The organism is Halorubrum halodurans, from assembly GCF_002252985.1.
In the GTDB taxonomy this organism is placed as follows: Archaea; Halobacteriota; Halobacteria; order Halobacteriales; family Haloferacaceae; genus Halorubrum; species Halorubrum halodurans.
In genome coordinates, this window is the sequence record NZ_NHPJ01000062.1 from 1 (window position 1) to 6,562 (window position 6,562).

Annotated in this window: 7 protein-coding genes and 1 pseudogene; 4 read left to right on the plus strand and 4 right to left on the minus strand. The window is 69.4% G+C overall.

Annotated elements, in window-relative coordinates:
• The 4 genes and pseudogenes from DJ70_RS06130 to DJ70_RS06145 all read left to right on the plus strand — a co-directional run.
• Positions 1-364, plus strand: a pseudogene (locus tag DJ70_RS06130) (Asp-tRNA(Asn)/Glu-tRNA(Gln) amidotransferase subunit GatB); the annotation flags it as partial.
• Between the two features lie 28 nt (positions 365-392).
• The gene (samp2, locus tag DJ70_RS06135) at positions 393-620 is read left to right on the plus strand and encodes a ubiquitin-like small modifier protein SAMP2 (protein WP_094531122.1); all 228 of its coding nucleotides are present in this window, start codon (positions 393-395) and stop codon (positions 618-620) included.
• Positions 621-624: 4 nt separating this feature from the next.
• Complete coding sequence (locus DJ70_RS06140; RefSeq protein WP_143420942.1) at positions 625-1,092, plus strand: GNAT family N-acetyltransferase; 468 nt, start codon at positions 625-627, stop codon at positions 1,090-1,092.
• A 74-nt stretch (positions 1,093-1,166) separates the two neighbouring features.
• Complete coding sequence (locus DJ70_RS06145) at positions 1,167-1,592, plus strand: RDD family protein (protein WP_094531124.1); 426 nt, start codon at positions 1,167-1,169, stop codon at positions 1,590-1,592.
• A gap of 21 nt (positions 1,593-1,613) precedes the next feature.
• Here the strand turns inward: DJ70_RS06145 and pstB are convergent, their stop codons facing one another.
• Genes pstB through DJ70_RS06165 form a run of 4 tightly spaced genes read right to left on the minus strand, consistent with a single transcriptional unit; the run spans position 1,614 to position 6,271 of the window.
• Positions 1,614-2,456: a phosphate ABC transporter ATP-binding protein PstB gene (gene pstB, locus DJ70_RS06150; protein ID WP_094531126.1), complete on the minus strand. Its 843-nt coding sequence runs from the start codon at positions 2,454-2,456 to the stop codon at positions 1,614-1,616.
• A gap of 1 nt (position 2,457) precedes the next feature.
• Positions 2,458-4,224, minus strand: coding sequence for a phosphate ABC transporter permease PstA (pstA, locus tag DJ70_RS06155; RefSeq protein WP_094531128.1), 1,767 nt, complete (start codon positions 4,222-4,224; stop codon positions 2,458-2,460).
• Positions 4,224-5,198: a phosphate ABC transporter permease subunit PstC gene (gene pstC / locus DJ70_RS06160; RefSeq protein ID WP_094531130.1), complete on the minus strand. Its 975-nt coding sequence runs from the start codon at positions 5,196-5,198 to the stop codon at positions 4,224-4,226. The genes pstA and pstC overlap by 1 nt, the downstream gene beginning before the upstream one ends.
• Positions 5,199-5,254: 56 nt before the next feature.
• On the minus strand, positions 5,255-6,271 hold the full coding sequence (locus tag DJ70_RS06165) for a PstS family phosphate ABC transporter substrate-binding protein (protein ID WP_094531134.1): 1,017 nt from the start codon (positions 6,269-6,271) through the stop codon (positions 5,255-5,257).
• Positions 6,272-6,562 lie beyond the last annotated feature (291 nt).

A 6,562-nucleotide genomic window follows, 5' to 3' on the forward strand; every position in this document is an offset into this window, starting at 1 on the left:
CCGCGAGCTCGAGATCACCGACGTGACCGACCGGCTCGACGAGTTCAAGCGCCTGATCGAGCTCGTCGCCGCCGAGGAGCTGACGGTGAAGAACGCCGAGGAGGTCGTCCTCCGCGAGATGCTCGACGAGGGCGACGACCCCGACGCGATCGTCGACCGCGAGGGGCTCGGCAAGGCCGAGTCCGGCGAGGTCGAGGCCGCCGTCGAGGCCGCGATCGACGACAACCCCGACGCCGTGGCCGACTACCACGACGGCGACGACGGCGCGATCAACTTCCTCGTCGGCCAGGTGATGCAGGCGACCGGCGGGAGCGCCGATCCCGGCCAGGTGAACGGGCTGCTGCGCGAGCGGCTGGACGGGTGACGGGGACGCAAGGCGCGGGGATCGACGCATGGAGGTGACCGTCGACGTCGTCGGCGGCGACACGGAGACGTACGCCGTCGCCGCCGACGCGACCTACGCCGACCTGATCCGCGCCGCGGGCTTTCACCCCCAGGAGGCGTCGGTCCTCGTCGACGGCTCGCCCGTTCCCGGCGACCGCCCCGTCGACGCCGACCGGGTGCGGCTGCTTCGGCTGATCCGAGGCGGGACGACCGGCCTCGTCGCCGCGGGCGAGTGAGAGCGTGACGGACGCCGACGGTCCCGGTCCGCCCCCTGCGGGGGTCGCGATCGAGTCGGCGACGCCCGACGACCGGCTCGACGCCCTCCGCGTGCTCGACGCCGCGATGCTGGAGACCGACGCCGACGCCCTCGTCGCCCGGATCGACGCCGGCGACGTCCTCGTCGCGCGCTTCGATCGGACCGGCTCCGTCGTCGGCGCGCTCGTCGCGACCCGGCCGGAGCGGACGGTGCGTCACGTCGACGCGGTCGCCGTCAGGCGCGCGCGGCGCGGGCGAGGGATCGGGTCCGCGCTCGTCGCTCGCGCGGTGCGGGAGGCGCGATCGGATCCCGACGTCGACGCGCTCACCGCGGCCTTCGACGCGGATCTGCGGGACTTCTACGCCGACCTCGGGTTCGCGGTCGAGCCGGCCGGGGACGGCCGGTTCCGCGGGCGGCGGACGACGAGCGCCCCCGGCTCGGGCGGCGAGTGAGGTTCGGCCGTTCCGTCCCGGCTCGGCTCCCCGCGTTCCGATCCGTTTTATTCCGAGCCGACCGACCGGCCGTCATGGAACGCCCCCGACTCGGGACGGGCACGGACGCGGGACTGCTCCTCCGGCGCGGGGGCGCGCTGGTCGCCGACGCGCTGCTCGTCGCGACGCTGTTCGGGCTCACCACGGTCGCCGTTCGCCTCCTCGCCGGCCCGTCCGTGCTCGCGGGCCGCCTCGTCCTCCCGGTCGCGTACCTCGGCTACTACGTCGCCTTCGAGGGGGCGTTCGGGCGGACGCCGGGGAAGCGGCTCCTCGGACTCGTCGTCCGCGACCGCGACGGGTCGCCGTGCGGGCTCCGGGCGGCGCTGGTCCGGAACCTCCTCCGCGTCGTCGACGGCGCGGTCGTCTACCTCGTCGGCGCCGTCGTCGTCCTCCTCACGGACGGCGACCGGCGCGTCGGCGACCACGTCGCCGGGACGCGGGTTCGCCGGTCCGGAGAGTGACGGTCCGAACCGCGAGACGGGTCACCCGAACTTGCCCGTGATGTAGTCCTCGACGCGCTGTTCTTCGGGGTCCTCGAAGATCTTCGCCGTGTCGTCGTACTCGACGAGCCGGCCGCCGGTGAGGAACACGGCGGTCCGGTCGGAGATGCGGGCCGCCTGCTGCATGTTGTGCGTGACGATGATGACGGTGTACTCCTCGGCGAGGCCGTCGATCAGGTCCTCGATCTTCGAGGCCGCGACCGGATCGAGCGCCGAGGTCGGCTCGTCCATGAGGATCACCTCGGGGTCGGGGGCGATGGCGCGGGCGATACAGAGGCGCTGTTGTTGTCCGCCCGACAGGTCGAGCCCGGAGGAGTCGAGCTGGTCTTTCACCTCGTCCCAGAGGGCGGCGCCCTTCAGCGACTCCTCGACGCGGGCGTCGACGTCGCCGTCGAACCCCTGGATCTTCAGGCCGTACGCGACGTTGTCGCGGATCGACTTGGGGAAGGGGTTCGGCTTCTGGAACACCATCCCGATCTTCCGTCGGAGCGCGACCGGGTCGACGTCGTCGTCGTACACGTTCTTGCCGCCGAACTCCACGTCGCCCTCGACCCGACAGACGTCGATCATGTCGTTCATCCGGTTGATACACCGGAGGAACGTCGACTTGCCACAGCCCGAGGGGCCGATGAGCGCGGTCACGCGCTTCTCGGGGATCTCGATCGACACGTCGTCGATGGCCTGTTCGTCGCCGTAGAAGACGTCCAGGTCGCGCGCCGCGACCGCCGTCTCGCCGACCGCCGTCGATCGGTCCGTCGATCCGGTCTCGACGTCGGTCGTGATGAGCGATTCGTCTCCCGTCGTGTCGGATGATGTGTTACTCATGTTAGCTCCCCCGTTCCGCACGGTTCCGAAGCAGTATCGCCGTTCCGTTCATGCCGATGAGAATGATCAGGAGCGTGATCACGCCGGCCGCGACGACGCCGTACCGGAACTCCGCCTGCGGGAAGCCGGCCCACGCGTAGATCTGCATCGGCATCGCGCTGAAGCGGCTGAAGAGGCTGCCCGGCGCGCTGAAGACGGTCGTCGCCGCCCCGATCATGATGAGCGGCGCGGTCTCGCCGATCGCCCGCCCGAGCGCGAGGATCGTTCCCGTCAGGATGCCCGGCAGCGCCTCCGGCAGCACGACGTTCTTCGTCGTCTGCCAGCGCGTCGCGCCCATCGCGTCGGACCCGCGCCGCAGGTCGTCCGGCACCGACCGGATCGCCTCCTGTGCCGAGATGATCGTGATCGGGAGGATGAGAAGCGACAGCGTCAACGCGGCCGTCACCGCCGTTCCGTAGCCGAGCCCGAGCAGGTTCGCGAACAGCCCCAGCCCGAGGAGGCCGTAGACGACGGACGGGATGGCGGCGAGGTTCGCGATGTTGATCTGTAACAGGCGGGTCAGCGATCCGACGAGCCCGCTTCCGGCGGTGTACTCCTCGAGGAAGACCGAGGTGCCGACGCCGAGCACGAACGAGAGCACCGCCACCAGCGCGATGATGATCACGGATCCGACGATTGCCGGGTACAGCCCCGCCTCGGCGGCGTTCCGCGAGGGAGCCTCGGTGACGTACGAGGCGTCGAGCCACGGGTCCGGTGCCGGCACGCCCCACGCCTCGACGACGAGCGCCCCGACGATCACGCCGGCGGCGAGCAGGAGCGGCAGCCCGAGCCCGACCGTCCCCTCGCCGACGTCGACGACTCGATGGACGTAGACCGCGGTCGGCACGCCCGTCACCGCGAGCACGATCAGCGTGGTGGGGCCGGGGAGCCCGACGCTCCCGGCGAGGAACCCGCCGGCGGTCGCGAGCGCGAGCGGACCGCCGCCGGCCGCGACCGCCGCGGTCCGGCTCCCGCGGGCGGCGACGACGAGGGCCCCGACGGCCGCGACCGGGATCGCGAGCGTCCAGAGGTAGATGACGAGGTCCGACGGATACGTCCGGACGACGCCGCGGAGGACCGCCGCGGCGACGAGCCCGAGGAGACCGATCGGGGCCGCGGCCGTCACGGCCCGAGCCGCGGCACGCCACCGACCGTACGCGTACAGCGCCGCGGCCGGGAGGACGCCGAGCGTGTACGCGAGGAACCACACCAGCTCGTCGAACACCAGAAAGAGAGTCCCGACGGCGAGGCCGACGGCGATCCCGCCGACGAGCCGACCGAGGAGGCCGAACCCGACCGCCCCGACGCGACCGTGGCTGCCGACGTACGCGAGGTACGCCGTGACGGGCGCGGCGACGACGAAGAGGTACGCGAGCTGCCAGCTGAGTCGAGGGATCGTCACGACGAACGTCTCGATCGCGGTGAAGACCCCGGCGACGGCGACGAGCCCGCCGGCGAGGACGCCGACAACGCGGCGGGTCACCGCGGCGTCGTCCGCGCTGTACAGACAGAAGGCGAGGAACGGGACGACGAGCGTCAGGAAGTAGGTCAACAGCCACTCGGGGCTCGCGTTCGCCAGGTCGAAGGCGTCGATCGCGACGTACACGAGGAGGACGCCGAGCGCGACGAGACCCGCCACGCTCGCGCCGAGCGAGAGGTACTCGAAGACGATCCCGCGAACCCGGCTCACCTCGCCGAATCCGGTCGCGTTCTGGTTGTCGGTCGCCATCAGTACTCCTCCCGGTAGCGTTCCGCGATGATGTCACTGAGTACGTTCATTGCGAGCGTCACCACGAACAGCGCGAGGCCGAGCGCGAACATCGAGTCGTACGGGATCGTCCCGCCCGTGAGGTCGCCGCCCGCGATCTGGACCATCGCGACGGTGATGGTCATCCCGGACTCCAACAGCACGTCGGCGGGATTGATGTACGGGATCCCGAGCGGCGCCTCCCGCACCGCCGGCATCCGGGCCTGCGCGCCCATCGCGACGACGACGATCATCGTCTCGCCGACGGCGCGGGAGACCGCGAGGATGTACGAGGAGGCGATCCCGGAGATCGACGCGGGGACGACGATCCCGGTCGAGACCTCGAACTTCGTCGCGCCGAGGCCGTAGCCGGCCTGGCGGAGCTCGTCGGGCACGGCGCTCATCGCGTCCTCGGAGATCGACGACACCATCGGGATCGTCATGATGCCGACCATGATCGACGCCGACAGCGCGTTGAAGGTGCTCATCTCCGGGAACAGCGTCGCCTTCAGCGCCGGGGTGATGTACACCAGCGCGAAGTAGCCGTACACGACCGTCGGGATCCCGGCGAGGATCTCGAGGAGAGGTTTGAGGATCGATCGCGCGTTCGGGGTCGCGTACTCGCTGAGGTAGATCGCCGTCAGCGTCCCGGTCGGAAGCGCGATGAACGCCGCCGTGATCGTCACGACGAGCGTCCCGATCAGGAGCGGGATGATGCCGAACGACTGCCCGCCGCCGGCCGGGTTCGGGCTCCAGTTGGTGCCGGTCAGGAACTCGACGATCGGGATCTCCGCGAAGAACACCACCGCGTCGGACAGCAGCGTGGCGAAGATCGCGACCGTCGTGAGCAGGGTGATCGCCGCGCAGGCGGCGAAGAACCCGCCGTAAGTTCCCTCCTTCAGTCGTCTGAGCCCGCTCCGTCGCTGGAGATCGGGACTCTCGGTACTATCTGTCACAACCGGTCGGGTATCGCACGCTGTCGTAAATCAATACACCGGTTCATCCTGCCCGGTCAGCCCTGCGCTCGCTCGATGGCGTCCTCGAGCTTCCCCATCTGCTCCTCCTGGGTCTCCTCCGTCGCCGGCACGTACCCGACGTCGCCGGCGACGAGGTCCTCGTTCGTCGTCTGCTCGACGAAGTAGCGGGCGAACTCGGCGACGTGTTCCTTGCCGAGCGACTCGATGGAGGGGTAGGTGAACAGCGGGCGAGAGAGGGGGGTGTACTCGCCGCTGGAGGCGGTATCGAGGCTCGGCTCGACGGGGCCGTCGCCGTCGTCGATGGCGAGCGCCTTGAGCTGGTCGGGGTTCAGATAGTAGTACGAGAAGCCGAAGTACCCGATCCCGTACTCGCTGCCCGAGACCCCGTTCGCGATGTTGTTGTCCTTCTCCGTCGCCTGGTAGTCGCTCGTGTGGCCCCGCTCGCCGAGGACGGCCTCGATGAAGTAGTCGTAGGTGCCGGAGGTGTCGGCGGCGCCGTACCGCTCTATCTCCTCGTTCGGGAACTCGTCGCGGACCTCGTCCCACGTCTGGGCCGGGTCGGACTCCCAGATCGTCGCGAGCTCCTCGACGGTGAGCGAGTCGACCCAGTCGGCCTCCGGATTGACGACGACCGTGACCGCGTCGGTCGCCGCGATCAGCTCGACGTACTCGACGCCGTTGTCCGCACACAGCTCCTCCTCCGCCGGCTGGATCGGCCGGCTCGCGTTGTTGAAGTCGGTCTCGCCGACACAGAAGAAGTTCGAGAAGCCGCCGCCGGACCCGGTCGAACTGATGTCGATGGAGACGTCCGGATAGTCCTCAGCGAAGTCCTCCGCGATCGCGCTCATCAGCGGGAACACGGTGCTCGAGCCGGCGATGTTGATCGAACCGGAAAGCGAGTCGTCGCCGGAGCCGTCGCCTGAACCGTCGTCGCCGGAGCCGCCGGTGCTCTGCGTACAGCCCGCGAGTCCGAGCGCGCCGGCACCGGCGAGCGCCGCGAGCGATTGCCGACGGGTGATTCCCTCCGCGTCCAGGTTCTGGGTGGGTTCCATCACCGGATCGTGGACGAAGACCACGTAAATAGCATGCTATGAGGAATATACGACGGGGTGTAGTGGACGATAGTGCTATTTAGTACTATACCTACTATATAGATTTTCTGGATATCGAACGTAGCGGCCGACGGTCGAACGCGTCTCGCCGGTCGTCCGAGACATCTATATAGCGATACGCAGCACTCTACCCGGAGATATACGGCACATATAATCCGTTATGACGGATCGACGTATTCCGGGAAACATGGCGACGACCGATCCCGCGAACGGGTCCGACGCCGGCGTCGG